The organism is Lawsonibacter sp. JLR.KK007, assembly GCF_036941135.1.
In the GTDB taxonomy this organism is placed as follows: domain Bacteria; phylum Bacillota; class Clostridia; order Oscillospirales; family Oscillospiraceae; genus Lawsonibacter.
The window spans coordinates 673,758-687,900 of sequence record NZ_JAYWSY010000001.1 but is presented as its reverse complement, the minus strand read 5'-3'; the positions used below and the strand labels follow the sequence as shown (position 1 = coordinate 687,900).

Sequence of the window (14,143 nt, the reverse complement as noted above, 5' to 3'; positions counted from 1 at the left end):
TTTTTTAAATTAGATTTCACCAATAAGTTTACCATACCTTTGGGGAGATGTAAAGAGGAAATCAAAAAATTGGGCCGTCAGCCGTTTGCCGCATATAGCTTTGCCACTGCGTTGGCGGATGATACGTCCCGGCGCAAACCGGACCGTCGCGGCATCCCAAGCCCAGATTCACCGGAGTCCCCCCTCCTCCTCCAGTTCCTTGAGCAGCGTTTGGTCCTCTTTGGAGGACAAATCCAGCTTGTCGTACAAATCGGGCCGGCGCTGTCTGGTGCGGAGGATGGACTGCTTCCGCCGCCACTGGTCCACCTTGGCGTGGTTGCCCGACAGGAGGATAGGGGGCACCGCCCGGCCGTGCCACACCTCGGGACGGGAGTACTGGGGGGCCTCCAGCATTCCGTTCCAGTGGCTCTCGTTCTCATAGCAGGAGGGGTCGGACAGCACCCCGGGCACCAGGCGGCACACCGCGTCGGCCACCGCCATGGCAGGGATCTCGCCGCCGGTCATGACAAAGTCGCCCAGGGAAATTTCCTCGTCCACGCACTCCTCGATGAACCGCTCGTCGATGCCCTCATAGTGGCCGCAGACCAGGATGAGCCGCTGGTAATCGTCCTTCAAGCGCCGGGCGTCCGACTGGGTAAAGGTCTTGCCCGCCGGGGACATGTAGATGGTATGTACCCGCTCCCCCGCCTCCTGACAGATGTGCTCCCAGCAGCGGAACAGCGGGTCGGCCTGCATCACCGCTCCCCGGCCCCCGCCGTAGGGATAGTCGTCCACCTGCTTCTGCTTGTTTACGGTGTAGTCCCGGATCTGATGGCACTCCACCCGGATATACCCCCGCTCCTGGCCCCGGCCCAGAACGGATTCGCACAGCATATCTCCCACCACATCAGGGAATAATGTCATAATATCAATACGGTACATGTTCGCCCGCCTTTCTGATTGTTCAGGCTATATTATACGGGATTCGTCCCTTCTTTTCAACAGATTCCCAACAAACTGGAAAATTTTCCGCCGTTCACAAATTGTTATCGCATTTTGAAGGAAAATATGCTATGATATGGGGCGATAAAATTTCTGCACGAAAGCGAGGTTTTTCTATGTACTGTACCCGTAAGGTCACGGAAGACCTGATCTGGATTGGCGCCAACGACCGCCAGCACCCCATCTTTGAGGCCGCCCACCCCGTCCCCCGAGGGATGTCCTACAACTCCTACCTGCTGCTGGACGAGAAGACGGTCCTCTTCGACACGGTGGACCGCTCTGTTCAGACGCAATTCCTGGAGAACCTGGAGCACGCCTTGGACGGCCGGAAGCTGGACTATATCTTTGTCCACCACATGGAGCCCGACCACGCCGCCACCCTGGGCGACCTGATGCTCCGCCACCCTGAGGCCCGCATCGTCTGCAATGGCAAGGCCATCAACATGATCCGCCAGTTCCACGCCACCGACCCCAAGGGGGCCATCCTGGTGGGCGAGGGGGACACCCTGTCCACCGGCCGCCACAACTTCACCTTTGTGGCCGCCCCCATGGTCCACTGGCCCGAGGTGGTGGTCAGCTACGATTCCACCGACAAGATCCTCTTCTCCGCCGACGGCTTCGGCTCCTTCGGCGCGCTGAACGGCATTCTCTTCGCTGACGAGGTGGACTGGGAGCGGGACTGGCTGGACGAGGCCCGCCGGTACTACACCAACATCGTGGGCAAGTACGGCCCCCAGGTGATGGCCCTGCTGGGCAAAGCCTCCAAGCTGGACATCCAGATGATCTGCCCCCTCCACGGTCCCGTGTGGCGCAAGGATTTTTCGCAGATCATCGACCGCTACGTGAAATGGGCCTCCTACGAGCCGGAGGTCCAGGGAGCCGTCATCCCCTTCGCCTCCATCTACGGCCACACCGAGACGGCCGCCAACATCCTGGCCTGCCGTCTGGCCGAGCTTGGGGTCCCCGTCCAGATGCACGACGTCTCCGTCACCCACTACTCCTATGTGCTGTCCGACTGCTTCAAGTACAGCCACATCGTCTTCGCCGCCCCCACCTACAACAACGGCGTCTTTGATCCCATGGAGCACCTGCTTCGGGATCTGGCCCACCACAATCTGCAGAACCGCAAAGCGGCCCTCATTCAAAACGGCTCCTGGGCCCCCGCCAGCGGCAAGCTGATGGCCGAGATCCTGAACGGGATGAAGAACATCGAGCTGCTGGAGGCCCCCATCACCCTGAAGTCCGCCCTGGCCCCCGGCCAGGAGGCCGAGCTGGAGGCTCTGGCTCAGGCCCTGGCCGCCTCGGTCAAGGGAGAGGAACCCGCCCCCATCCAGGAGGAGGCCCCCAGGCCCAAGGGCTTTATCTGCAAGATCTGCGGCTTTATCTATGAGAGCGACACCCTGCCTGAGGACTACGTCTGCCCCATCTGCCGCCGCCCCGCCTCCGACTTTGAGCCGGTACAGTGATAGAACGACCGCCGCCCCTGTGTTGGGGCGGCGGTCTGTACTTTATCGCTCCGGCAGCTGGGGGACCATCGCGCGGGTGTGGCGGATCTCCTCCCAGACGGTGGTTTTCTTCCAAAAGCTGGCCGCGGTGATGGGCAGCCAGGTGAGGAGGAACAGCCAGTAGGCGGCCAGGCCCTTCCACAGGCGGCGGTCCCACTTGCCCTCCAGGGTGAGCACGATCCCGGCGGCAGCTGTGGCGGTGAGGGCGGCCCAGGCGAGATTGCCAAAAATTCCCACCAGGGCCAGGATCAGGGATTGCAGAACAGTCCGTCCGCCCAGCGCGGAGGTGAGGGCGGCTCCGGCCAGTCCTGCCAGGGCGGCCAGCTGGTAGGCGGGCATCAGAAGGGTAAACTCAAAGTCCAGCAGCGTCAGCCGGGGCCGGCGGGACTGAGCCTCCCCCAGAAGGGGCAGGAACCGCTGGGCCACCTGAAGGGTGCCGCTGGTCCAGCGGCGGCGCTGCTTCATGGACTGCTCCCAGGTGAGGGGCTGCTCGTCATAGGTGACCGCTTTCGGCACATAGGCCACCTTCTCCCCCGCCAGAACGGCCTGGGCGGTGATTTCCAGGTCCTCGCTGATGGTTTCGGTGTGCCAGCCGCCCAGCTTGTCCAGCAGCCTCTGGGTGACCATAAAGCCGGTGCCCCCGATCATAGCGGACGCCCCCAGCCCCGCCTTGCCTCCGTTGTGGAAGCGGTCCATCATCCAGTAGTAGATAGAGGAGCAGCCGGACACGGCGGTGTCGTAGGGATTTTTGCTGTCCCGGTAGCCCTGAGCCGCCTGAGCTCCGGCCAGCCGGGCGTTGTTCATCTCCGCCAGAAAGCTGCGGTCCACCACGTTGTCCGCGTCGAAGACCAGCCAGGCATCGTACTGCCGGCCCCGGAGCCGGTTGTAGGCAAAGTGGAGAACCTCCCCTTTGCTCTTCACCGGCACAGTGCACTCCAGCACCTTGGCCCCAAACTGCTCCGCCGCCCGGGCGGTGTTGTCTGTGCAGTTGTTGGGGAGGACCCAGATGTCATACAGCTCCGCCGGATAGTCCTGGGTGAGCAGACTGTTGATCAGAGAGCCGATGACCAGCTCCTCATTCCGGGCGGCGATCAGGACAGCGAACCGGGTTCGGGGCGGATGGAAGCCGTAGTCCGCCGGCTTCCGTACACAGGCCAGGCCAGCCGCCAAATACCACAGGCCCCAAAGCCCCATCAAAACTCCAAATGTGCCCGTCAGGGCCAGCGCGGCAGGAAACAGCCAATCCATATCCCGCTCCTCCTCTCGTTTGATCTGTCCCCAAGGATACCAGACCTTCTTTAAGGACAAAGGGGGAGTTCGATTAAGATTTTATAAAGGTTTCCTTAATGCGCCAGCCTTCGACCAGAATTTACAGTTTCTTCATTTGACAAAAATGGCAAAATCGGCTATACTATATTTAGTCAATATGCCAGACCTTTCCATTTGGCCACATCTTCGGATATGATTTCTCGGGCCGGTCCAATTCGGCCCTCTTTTTTTACTATTTGAATGGATGTGTCTGGAAAACCGGCGCGGCGCGCCCCGGAAAAGGAGGTAGCTTTGCTCAGATTCGATCATGTAAACTTGGCTTACGGAAGCCAAACCATTCTGAAGGATATTTCCTTCGAGATCCAGGAGGGGCAGTTCGCCGTCTTCATCGGCCCCTCCGGATGCGGCAAGACCACCACCCTGAAGATGATCAACCGTTTGATCCAGCCGGACAGCGGTCATATCTACTTAAATGGCCGCGACATCGCCTCAGTGGACCGCTACGAGCTGCGGCGGCACACAGGCTACGTCATCCAGCAGATCGGTCTGTTTCCCAACATGACGGTGGCCCAAAACATCTGCGTGGTGCCCAAGCTGCTGAAATGGCCCAAGGACAAATGCAGCCAGATCGTTCACGACCTGCTGGACATGGTCGACATGCCCTACGATCGGTACGCCCACAAGTATCCTGGAGAGATGTCTGGAGGCCAGCAGCAGCGTATCGGCATCCTACGGGCGCTGGCCGCCTCTCCCCCGGTGGTCCTGATGGATGAACCCTTCAGCGCCCTGGACCCCATGACCCGCCGCTCCCTCCAGCTGGAGGTGAAGACCCTTCAGCAGAAGCTGAACAAGACCATCATCTTCGTCACCCACGACATGGAGGAGGCCCTGGACCTGGCCGACGTCATCATCTTCATGAACCAGGGGGAAATCGTCCAGATCGCCCCTCCGGAGGAGATGCTGGAAACCCCCGCCACCGACCAGATTAAGGAATTTTTGGGCAAACACCAGACCGGCCCCGACCCCGCCAGCCTGACGGTGGACCAATTCATGCGCACCGGCATCATCACCGTCAAGGAAAACCGGGGGGTCAACGAGTGCGTCAGCCGGATGCAGCACCACAACGTGGACACCCTGCTGGTGGTGGACCAGGAGCGCCGCTATCAGGGCACGGTGTCCATCGCTGACATCCGCCTGACGGGACATGTGGTAAAAACCATCGGACCGCTGGTGCGGTGCACCACACCCGTGGTCCACGTGGGAGACAACGCCAAGGAGTGCTTTGAGCAGCTGATCTCCAGCGGCTTCCCCTATCTGGTGGTCCTCAAGGAGGACGAAACGGTGGCCGGCATCGTCACCAAGACCAGCATGGCCTCCGCCATGGCGGAACAGCTTTGGGGGTGATGGTATGAGCGAACTGCTGCTTTCCATCCTCCGCGCCGCCGCCGTCCATACCGGATACACTCTGGTCTGCGTGGCCGCCGGCTTTGTGCTGGGACTGGCGCTGGGCATCGGGCTGTCCCGGCTGCCCACCCTGGCCAATTATCTGATCCCTCTGCTGTCCATTTTGAATACGGTGCCCGGCATCGTCTTCATCGGTGTGCTGGTCATCCTCATCGGCATGACCCCCGCCACCGTCATCATCGCGCTATCCATTTACGCCATGTTCCCGGTGCTGAAAAATACGGTGGCCGGCCTCAACGGCGTGGACGCCCAGTATAAGGAGGCCGCCCGGGGCTGCGGCATGAACCACCTCCAGCGCCTGGTCCAGGTGGAGCTTCCATTAGCCATGCCCACCATCATCGGCGGGCTGCGGCTATCCACCGTGTATACGGTCAGCTGGGCGGTGCTGGCCGCCATGATCGGCCAGGGCGGCCTGGGCGATTTCGTCTATAAAGGGGTCAGCTCCAACAACAACGCGCTGATCCTTCAGGGCGCCATCCCCGCCGCCATTCTCGCTTTGGCGCTGGGCGGGCTGGTGGACGCCCTTCAGAAGCGGGTGGTTCCCCAGGGCCTGCGGAAAGGCAGGGCCGGGAAATGAGTATTTCTATGATTTGGGACCATCTGTCCCTGGTGCTGTCCGCCCTGATCCTGGCCATCGCCGCCGGAGTGCCTCTGGGACTGCTGGCCTATTTGTTTCCCAGAGCGGGAAAGGCCCTGCTGTGGGTCGTGGACCTGATCCAGACCATCCCCGCCCTGGCCCTTCTGGGCGTGATCATGGTCATCGCCGGGCCGGGCTCCCCCACCGCCATGCTGGGCCTGGCCCTCTACTCCCTGCTGCCCATTGCCCGGAACTGCTCCCTGGGCCTGTTCCAGGTGCCGGACCACCTGAAGGAGGCCGCCGCCGGCATGGGGATGAGCAAACCCTACCGCCTGTTCCATGTGGACGTTCCTCTGGCCACTCCCATGCTGGTCACCGGCATCCGCATCGCGGCGGTCAACGCCATCGGCACCGCTGTCTTCGCCTCCTTCGTGGGCGGCGGCGGACTGGGCGGACTGTTTTACACCGCCATCCGCCAGCGGAACATGGGCATGATCGCCTTGGGCACCGCCGTCCTCATGGGCATGGCCCTGGTGCTGGATGTGGGCCTCGGCTGGGTGGAGCGGCGGCTGTCCGGCGCCCGGCACAAGAAGCTCCCCCTCCCGGCGAAGGCCGCCGGAGGAGGCGTCCTGGCCCTCGCCGGTATCGCTCTGGTGGGGTCCATGCTCCTGCCCACCAACACCTCCGGACAGCTCACCCTCTACGACGGGGACTACTCGGAGGTCAAGCTGATGCACAGCATGGTAGAGCAGCTGGTGGAGGACAAAACCGGCCTGGAAGTGGTCATTCTGGACCAGATGACCCAGGTCAACAACCACAATGAGTTAAAGGGGAGCGATCCCAGCTGCGATCTGATGTTCAGCTATGACGGAACGGTGCTCACCACCTTCCTTGGTCTGGACACCAGCGACATTCCCGAGGGCGTCAGCCTGTATGACTTCGTCAATGAGGCCGTCAGCCAGCGGGAGGGCCTGCGGCTGCTGGGCAAGGTGGGGCTGAACAACACCTACTCCATCGGCGTGACCCAGTCTGTTATAGACCGGTACGGCGCAGAAACGATCTCCGACCTGATCCCCATCGCCGGGGAGCTGGACTTTGGCGCGGAGCACGAATTTTACACCGAAGAAGGCAGCATGAAGTATCAGCCCTTCGTGGACTTTTACGGGCTGAACTTCCGCTCCTCCAAGCCGGTGGACGTGGTGCTCAAATACAACGCTGTGGAAGGCGGCGCCTTTGACGTGATGGTGGTCTACGCCACCGACGGCCTGAACAAGCGGGCGGGCCTCACCATCCTGGAGGACGACCTGGGCTTCTTCCCCGAATACTACGGCGCCTTCCTGGTCCGGGAGGACCTGTTCCAGGACTTCTACGACGTGGCCCCCAATCTGGAGCAGGTGCTGGAGCTGCTCACCGGTCAGGTAAGCAGCGAGGACATGGTGGAGCTGACCTACGCTGTGGACGTGGACGGCCGGGCCGTGGCCGAGGTGGCCCGGGAATTCCTGGTCTCCAAAGGACTGTTGACCGCATAGGACAGCCCCTTCCTCTCATACCCTGAGATAACGAACAATGCAGGGGGAGTGCGCATGGAAACCAGGATCGCGGAGCTGCGGTACAAAGAGGTCATCAGCGTGGAGGACGGCAGCCGGTATGGATACGTAGGCGACATGGAGGTGGACCTGGAAACCGGTCAGGTCCGGGCGCTGGTGGTCCCCGGCCGCCGCCGCTTCTTCGGCCTGCTGGGCCGGGAGGAGGACAAGGTCATCCCCTGGGGAGCCGTCAAGCGGTTCGGAGAGGACATTATTTTGATCGAGAGGTAGAAAAAGCCGCCCAGCCGGGCGGCTTTTTTACAGCTCGAACGCCGAATCCGTTGCAAAGAACCACAGCACCTGCCGGCTGACGGGCTTGCCCAGGATAGCGGACAGAGCCAGGCTATAGGCGTTGAGCTGGGCGCGGTACTCCTCGGCCCGGGCCCGCTCCCCGCCGGGACGGATGCGGTCGCTTTTGAAGTCCACTACGGTGATGGAGCCGTCCGCCCCCTCGAACCAGGCGTCGATGACCCCCTGGAGCAGGACCTCCTCCCCCTTTCCCTCTGGGAAGTAGTTCAGCGCGGAGTCCAGGACGGAGAACTTGAACTCCCGGCGGCATTTGGCCCCTGCCGCCGCCATGGACCGGCCCAAGGGGCTGGTCAAAAAGGCGGACAGGCGCTCCGGTTCAACGGCCTCGCGCTGGAGCCTGGTGAGAAAGCCCGCCTCGGTCAGGCTGTCCAGCTCCTCCGTCACCGACGCCAGGCTGCCGCCGCCGTCCAGGGACAGATACTGCATGGCCAGATGAAGGGCGGTGCCTCTTTGGGCGGGGGTAAGCCCCTTCTCCTCCGCGATAAAATTGGGCCGGGTAATGGGCTGTCCCTGGCGGGAGGGGGGAGCCGCATGCTCCGCCGCCTCCTGGTCCTGGGCGCGGCCCTTGATCTGGGTGGCGGTCAGTTTGGAGGGCAGGTCCGCCGCCCCCCGATGGGGGTAGGTCCAGGCCAACTGATCCGCCAGATCCAGCCCGGCGGCCTCCATCTGGGGAAGGCTGGTATAGCGGCCCTCCACTTTCTGCACTTCGTTCAGAGACCCGCCATCCACCCACCGGATGTCCCAGGCGGGACCGGCAGATGGCTCCGACGCCTCGGGCAGTCCGGCCTGCGCCCGGAGGGTCTGCCCCTCGGGGCGGGTGAGGGCGTAGAGAAGCACCCAGGCCCCCACGCTCTGCTGCTGCTCCAGAGCCAGAGGGGAGACCGGCAGGTCCTCCCCCAGCCGCTTCAGCCCGTCTGCGCCCTCGGACAGGACCGTGGTGAGAATCAGCTTCTCCCGGGCTCTGGTCATGGCCACATAGAGCAGGCGCAGCTCCTCCGCCATCATCTCCCGTTCCAGCTGGCGGGCCACCGCCTGACGGGCCAGCGTGGGGTACTCCACCATCCGCTCCCGGTCCAGGCCCCGCGGGCCCACCCCCAGCTTGGGGTGGAAGAGCACTGGACGCATCAGGTCGTCCCGGTTGAGGCGGCGGGTCAGGCCGCACACCAGCACCACCGGCTTCTCCAACCCCTTCGACCGGTGGATGGACAGGATGGACACCCCCTCCCCCTCCCGGCCTGCGCCCGAGGAGTTCCCCAGGCGGGAGCCGGTGCTTTTCAGCCGCTCCAGCCGCAGGAGGAATTGGAACAGTGTGCGGCAGCCGCTGTCCTCCAACTGGCCGGCCAGCGCATAGAGGGACAGCAAATTGCTCTGCCGCTCCCCGCCCCCCTCCATGGCTCCGAAAATCCCCAGCAGATTGGTCTGCTCAAAGATGTGCCAGATCAGCTGGCGGCAGGTGCGGTCTCCCGCACCGAAGCGCAGCGTCTCCAGGCGTTCCAAAACGTCCTGGCACTCCCCATCGCCCTGTTCGGCGGCATGGACCAGGGCGCTGTAAAAATCGCCGCCGCTGTCCGCCCGGAGAAGGGCCAGCTTGTCCCCGGAAAAGCCGTACACCGGGGAGCGCAGGGCGGCGATGAGGGGCACGTCCTGCCGGGGATTGTCCACGATCTGGAGGATGGCCAAGGCGGTATTGACCTCGGTGGTCTGAAAGAAATTTTCACCGCCGTCGGCGGTCCAGGGAACCCCCGCCTCGTTGAGCGCCCGCAGGTAGTGGTGGAGCACCGGACCGGGGCTGCGCAGAAGGATCATCACGTCGGAGGGCCGCAGAGGCCGCAGGCCGTCCCCCTCCTCAATGAGCAGAGGGCGGTCCAGCAGCGCCCGGATGCGCCGGGCGGCCAAGCGGGCCTCCAACAGATTTTTATCCTCCTTCTCCCCCTCCTGGTCCCCCAGAAACGACAGATCGAGGACATTCAGCTCCAGTGCGTAGGGATCGGGGCCGCCGGACCGCTCCTCCTCCAGAAAGGACTTGCCCGGCGCCAGGGCCTGATCCTGCGTATAGTCCAGCTCCCCGAATTCAGTTGACATAATGCTGCGAAACAGGTCGTTGCATCCCTCCAGCACCTGGGGACGGGAGCGGAAATTTTGTGACAGCACCCGCTTGCGCGGCTGTCCCTCCTCCGCCTCCTCCCCGCTGGAAAAGCGGCGATACTTGTCTAAAAAGATGGTGGGGTCGGCCAGGCGGAACCGGTAGATGGACTGCTTCACATCCCCCACCTGAAACAGCCGCCGTCCGTTGGACGAGATGGCCTGGAAAATGGCGTTCTGCACCTGGTTGGTATCCTGATACTCATCCACCAGCACCTCGTCGTACCGGGCGCCCCAGTACTGGGCCAGCTCGGAGGGACCCCCCTCCCCGTTGGTGAGCAGCCGGACGGAGCAATGCTCCAGATCCGAGAAATCCAGCAGGCCCCGCTTGGCCTTTTCCCGGGAAAAGGCGGTCTGGAAATCCAGCACCAGATCCATCAGCGCCTCCACCACAGGCGCGGAAAGGGACAGCTCCTCCACCTGAGCGGCGGTGTTTCCGGCGAAGGGGACCGCCAGCTTGTCCAGCGTCTTTTTGCACCGGGTGCGGATGGCCTTCATGCGCTCCCCGGCCTGGGCGGCCCGCTCCTCCTCCATGGGGCTGAGTGTGACCGTCCGCTTCCGCTTCCGCCCGGCGGCGGGGAACGGGATGGGCAGGCGGGCGCAGACGCCGTCCCAGGTTGTCTCCCGAAAAAGCTCCTCCAGGGCGTCCAGCGAGGCGGAGAGGGTGGGGCCGTAATTCATCTTCAGCAGTTCGTCTGACTGAGCCAGCTCCAGGGCCTGACGGAGCCGGTCCCGGCAGGCGCGCATCTGGCGCTTGGCGTCCTCCAGCAGGGGCGCGCCCCAGGGGGTCTCGGTCAGGTCGGAGATATCCTGCAGCCTCCACAGCTCCTTCTGCTCCTCCAGCCAGCGGGCGGGGTCCGGATGGCTCTGCACCCGGCCAAAGACGTCCGCCGCGATCTGGACCAGACGGCTGTCATCCCGCCCGGCGGACAGGGTGTCCACCAGCAGCGCAAAGGGGCTGTCCTCAGCCAGGTCCTCGTAGCGCCGGTCCAGCACCTCCTCCAGCACCTGGGCCATGATCACCCGGCTCTCCCCCTCGTCGCACAGGCGGAAGTCCGGGTCCAGGTCCAGCAGATGGCCGTTCTCCCGGAGCAGGGCGGCGCAGAAGGCGTGGATGGTGGAGATCTGCGCCCGGTAGACCAGGGTGGTCTGACGGCGGAGGTGGCGGTCGTTGGGGCTGGCCGCCAGCCGGTCGGACAGCTCCTGGGCAATGCGGCCCCGCAGCTCCGCAGCCGCCGCCTTGGTGTATGTAATGACCAGGAAGCGGTCGATGTCGATCCCCTCCTTGGTTACCCGGTCCAGCAGCCGCTCCACCAGCACCCGGGTCTTCCCCGACCCCGCCGCCGCCGACACCAGCAGCTCGCCGCCCCGGTCGTCTACGATGTTTCGCTGTTCCTCTGTCAGTGGAAAGGGCATCGCTGTCGCCTCCTTTATCCTTTACCCAGCATCAAGCACCAAGGTCTTGCCATCAGGGCTATGCGCCAAAAGCTTTACTGTGCTGAATTGACTGTGTATCTCCTCAAATCATTCTGCGGGTTCACGGCTGCCGCCGCTGTCTTTGTATATGTCTGTATGGATATTGTACGCGGCTATATTGATTTCGGTCGTATCCAAAACGATTTTCGTCAAGTCCTCATCGTCCGCAACCTCCTTGCCCTCGCCGTCAGACACGTCCACCGTCCCCTCCGTTTTCCGCAGGTGCATGGATGTGGCCGACGCGCCGCCGCCGCAGGACGTCAGCAGCAGGGCCAGAGACAGCGCCAGCGGCAGCGCCGTCAGCCGGGTGTGTGCTCATGTTCTATCGTTCCCTGCGCTGTATGAGTTCCAAAAGGGACTCACTCTGTCAGCACACTGAGGTATTGTTCGATGCGGATGCCGTTGTTCCGCTCGGCCACATCCTGCTCCATAAAGATCAGCCGCTCCAGCAGCTCGACCGCCTTCCCGACCGCCTGGGGCAGGGTACTGTCCTTGACCAGCTGTCCGGTCAGCAGAGAGGTGAAAATATCGCCGGTGCCGGGGAAGTGGGCCTTGATAAACCGGTAGGGCACGGTGAAATATTCCTCTGTCCGGTGGTCAAAGCCCCACACCACATGGCGGCCAGACTCCTCCTCCCGGCCGCTGGTGACCACCACCGACCGGGGGCCGCAGGCGCGCAGGCCGTCCAGCAGCTGGCGCGCCTCCCCCTTCGTCAGCCGCGCCCGGCCCAGGTACAGGCCGGTGAGGAATTCCGCCTCCGTCAGATTGGGGACGATCACGTCCGACGCCCCGATAAAGCGGCGCATATTGTCCACCGTCTCCTGGGTAGAGCCGTTGTACAGCTTGCCGCCGTCCCCCATGATGGGGTCGGTGACCACCAGCAGGCCCTCCCTGCGCTGGCTGCGGATAAAGGACTGGAGCAGCTCCGCCTGGTCCGCCGAGGCCAGAAAGCCGGTGGTGATGCAGTCGAACTGGAACCCCAGCGACTGCCAGGCCTGAATGGTCTCCCCGATGTACTGGGTCGTGTCCATCAGGGCAAATGTTCCGTAGTCGAAGTTGTTGGACACCAGCGCGGTGGGCAGATTGTACACGCTGTGCCCCATGTTGGACAGAATGGGCAGCACAGCCGCCATCCCGATCTTCCCATATCCGGGCATATCTCCGATAATGAGAATATTTTTGCTGTTTACCATATTTTTACCTCTTTTACTCCCTTATTGAAGAATATTGAGCCGCCGGTGCTCATTTGTCACGGTTCTTTCCCCACCTGTTCCCAGAATTCCTCCGCACTCACGCTGGACAGCCAGCGCCTGCAGTCGCCGCCGCGGCCCGGCTCGAAGTGGCAGGCGGCGGCGTAGTCGCAGTAGCGGCAGGCGTTTTTCTCCGGGCCGCGCCAGAAGGGATCGGCGGCGATGCTGCCCCCGGCCAGCTCCTGGCAGATGTCCTCCAGCACCCGCTGGACGTGCTTGCCCAGCTTGCCCAGCTGCTCGGCGGAGGCCAGCGCCTCTCCGGTGACCTCCCTGCCGGCGCTGCTCACCTTCAGAGGCAGGAAGCGATAGCCCTCCCCGCCCCTCGCCTCCATAGCGTCCAGCACCTTGGGATCGTTTACCAGCAGGCCCCGGCGGGTCAGCTCCCGGTCCACCTGTTTCTGCAGATCCTCGTCGCTGATGGTGCGGCTGCCCCGGACCACCGCCTCCCGGGCCGGGAGGTAGAGCACGCCATCCCCCTCCACCGGCAGGCCGTAAAGCGCCTGGCCCGTTTTCTCCAGCGTGAACAGGTAGAGCAGCATCTGCAGCCCCAGGCCGTTCCACACCTCGGTGAGGTCAAAGGTCTTCCGGCCCGTCTTGTAGTCCACCACCCGCAGGTGGAGGCGGCCGTTCTCCTCCCAGCCGTCCACCCGGTCCACAAAGCCGGTGACGCTGATGGTCACGCCGCTGCAGGTCAGCTCCACCGGCGGCAGCGCGCCCTCCTCCCCTGTCCCAAAGCCCAGCTCAAAGGAGATAGGCTTGAATTCGGAGCAGAGCAGCTCCTCCGCCACATTGTCCACCACCGCCTGGACCGACCGGAGCAAACGGCGGAACAGGTACTTGAATCGGGGGGTCTGGCCCTCCAGTCCCCCCAGCTCCTGGGCCACATAGCGGTCCACCGCCTGCTTGGTCAGGCGGCGCAGCTTCTTCTTCCACGCGGCCAGCGCCTCCTCCCCCTCCGGGCGGGGGGCGCCCTTGCCAAACATGCGGTCCTGAAGGACCTGCTCCAGCACGTAGTGGACGAAGGTGCCATACTCCGGCGCAGTGAATCCCGCGGGCTTGCGGGGCTCCGCCGCCAGTCCGTAGCGCATGAAGTAGGAGAAATGGCAGGATTTATACTTGTCCATCCGGGAGGCGGACATCGACACCCGCTTGCCATACAGCCGGTCCACCGCCTGCCGGGACAGCCGGCCCCGCTCCCAGACAGCGGCCCGGTCCAGACGGGCCACCTGGTCCTCGAAGCCGGGCAGCTGCTCCAGCGCCCGGCGGGCGGCCTGATCCCGCCCCGCTTGCTCCAGGGCGGGCAGAGGAGCCGCCAGACGGAAGGAACCGTTCAGCTCCTCCTCCCGCACTGGCTTCAAATCAGAAAACAGCAGCCGAAGGCGGCCCACCAGAAAGCTGGGACGCCGCTCCTCACCGCCCGGTCCCTGGGCCGGCCAGGTGACGGCAAGCCTTTGGCTGGGCCGGGCGCAGATCTGATAGACGGTGGTCATCTCCCGGTAGAGCAGATCCCGCTGGGACTGGGCCAGCTCCAGGCCGCAGCCCGCAAGCAGAGCCCGGTCGTCGTCAGACAGCAGGCCGGGGGCC

Annotated in this window: 12 protein-coding genes; 5 read left to right on the top strand and 7 right to left on the bottom strand. The window is 63.7% G+C overall.

Translation table 11 applies throughout. The annotated features are described in order from the left end of the window. Window positions 1–168: 168 nt before the first annotated feature. Complete coding sequence (gene trmD, locus VV088_RS03980; protein ID WP_334599493.1) at window positions 169–921, bottom strand: tRNA (guanosine(37)-N1)-methyltransferase TrmD; 753 nt, start codon at window positions 919–921, stop codon at window positions 169–171. Between the two features lie 176 nt (window positions 922–1,097). On the opposite strand from trmD, the gene VV088_RS03975 reads away from it, so the two are divergent. After that, window positions 1,098–2,447: an MBL fold metallo-hydrolase gene (locus tag VV088_RS03975; RefSeq protein WP_334599492.1), complete on the top strand. Its 1,350-nt coding sequence runs from the start codon at window positions 1,098–1,100 to the stop codon at window positions 2,445–2,447. A 42-nt stretch (window positions 2,448–2,489) separates the two neighbouring features. On the opposite strand, the gene VV088_RS03970 is transcribed toward VV088_RS03975, so the two are convergent. Then, a complete protein-coding gene (locus VV088_RS03970) occupies window positions 2,490–3,734 on the bottom strand; it encodes a glycosyltransferase family 2 protein (RefSeq protein ID WP_334599491.1) in 1,245 nt (414 codons plus the stop codon). 312 nt (window positions 3,735–4,046) lie between these two features. Here VV088_RS03970 and VV088_RS03965 point away from each other — a divergent pair, with 312 nt between their 5' ends. Genes VV088_RS03965 through VV088_RS03950 form a run of 4 tightly spaced genes read left to right on the top strand, consistent with a single transcriptional unit; the run spans window position 4,047 to window position 7,613 of the window. Next, the gene (locus VV088_RS03965) at window positions 4,047–5,159 is read left to right on the top strand and encodes a betaine/proline/choline family ABC transporter ATP-binding protein (RefSeq protein WP_334599490.1); all 1,113 of its coding nucleotides are present in this window, start codon (window positions 4,047–4,049) and stop codon (window positions 5,157–5,159) included. Between the two features lie 4 nt (window positions 5,160–5,163). Continuing rightward, window positions 5,164–5,796: an ABC transporter permease gene (locus VV088_RS03960; RefSeq protein WP_334599489.1), complete on the top strand. Its 633-nt coding sequence runs from the start codon at window positions 5,164–5,166 to the stop codon at window positions 5,794–5,796. Beyond that, window positions 5,793–7,325: a glycine betaine ABC transporter substrate-binding protein gene (locus VV088_RS03955; RefSeq protein ID WP_334599488.1), complete on the top strand. Its 1,533-nt coding sequence runs from the start codon at window positions 5,793–5,795 to the stop codon at window positions 7,323–7,325. Before VV088_RS03960 ends, VV088_RS03955 begins: the two co-directional genes overlap by 4 nt. A 54-nt stretch (window positions 7,326–7,379) precedes the next feature. Next, entirely contained in the window at window positions 7,380–7,613 is a 234-nt protein-coding gene (locus VV088_RS03950; RefSeq protein WP_334599487.1) for a YlmC/YmxH family sporulation protein, read from the top strand. A gap of 27 nt (window positions 7,614–7,640) precedes the next feature. On the opposite strand, the gene addA is transcribed toward VV088_RS03950, so the two are convergent. The 5 genes from addA to VV088_RS03925 all read right to left on the bottom strand — a co-directional run bounded on the left by addA (window position 7,641) and on the right by VV088_RS03925 (window position 13,647). Beyond that, on the bottom strand, window positions 7,641–11,249 hold the full coding sequence (gene addA, locus VV088_RS03945; protein WP_334599486.1) for a helicase-exonuclease AddAB subunit AddA: 3,609 nt from the start codon (window positions 11,247–11,249) through the stop codon (window positions 7,641–7,643). A gap of 108 nt (window positions 11,250–11,357) precedes the next feature. Next, on the bottom strand, window positions 11,358–11,504 hold the full coding sequence (locus VV088_RS03940; protein ID WP_334599485.1) for a hypothetical protein: 147 nt from the start codon (window positions 11,502–11,504) through the stop codon (window positions 11,358–11,360). After that, window positions 11,497–11,628 (bottom strand): hypothetical protein, encoded by a 132-nt coding sequence (locus tag VV088_RS03935; RefSeq protein WP_334599484.1) that lies wholly within the window; start codon window positions 11,626–11,628, stop codon window positions 11,497–11,499. The genes VV088_RS03940 and VV088_RS03935 overlap by 8 nt, the downstream gene beginning before the upstream one ends. A 40-nt stretch (window positions 11,629–11,668) precedes the next feature. After that, window positions 11,669–12,502, bottom strand: a complete 834-nt coding sequence (locus tag VV088_RS03930) for a pyridoxamine kinase (protein WP_334599483.1) — start codon at window positions 12,500–12,502, stop codon at window positions 11,669–11,671. Window positions 12,503–12,558: 56 nt separating this feature from the next. Then, the gene (locus tag VV088_RS03925; RefSeq protein WP_334600459.1) at window positions 12,559–13,647 is read right to left on the bottom strand and encodes a PD-(D/E)XK nuclease family protein; all 1,089 of its coding nucleotides are present in this window, start codon (window positions 13,645–13,647) and stop codon (window positions 12,559–12,561) included. Between the last annotated feature and the right edge of the window lie 496 nt (window positions 13,648–14,143).